Annotated in this window: 1 protein-coding gene; it reads left to right on the forward strand. The window is 70.2% G+C overall.

Translation table 11 applies throughout. The annotated features are described in order from the left end of the window. Positions 1-433 (forward strand): class I SAM-dependent methyltransferase (locus tag TN53_RS42495; protein ID WP_046264266.1); only part of this gene is annotated, 433 nt, incomplete at both ends.

Genomic DNA, 433 nt, shown 5'->3' on the forward strand with positions numbered 1-433 from the left:
GCTTCTCCGTCATGGCCACCGACTTCAGCCCGGCCGGTCTGGATCAGCTGCGTGACGCCGCCGCGGCCCAAGGCGTGGCCGGGCGGGTCACCACGGCGGTTCACGACGTCCGCGAGCCGCTGCGGCTCGCGGACGCCTCAGTGGATGCCGTGTTCGCGCACATGCTGCTCTGCATGGCGCTGTCCACCCAGGAGATCCACGCCCTGGTCGCCGAGGTGCGACGGGTACTGCGCCCGGGTGGAGCCTTCGTCTACACCGTCCGCCACACCGGGGACGCCCACTACCAGGCCGGGACCGGGCACGGAGACGACATCTGGGAGCACAGCGGCTTCGCCGTCCACTTCTTCCCCCGCGACCTTGTCCACGACCTCGCCAAGAGCTGGACCCTGGATGAGGTCGACGCGTTCGAGGAAGGTGGCCTACCCCGCAGGCT

The sequence above is a fragment of the Streptomyces sp. WM6386 genome, from assembly GCF_000972385.1.
Lineage (GTDB): Bacteria > Actinomycetota > Actinomycetes > Streptomycetales > Streptomycetaceae > Streptomyces.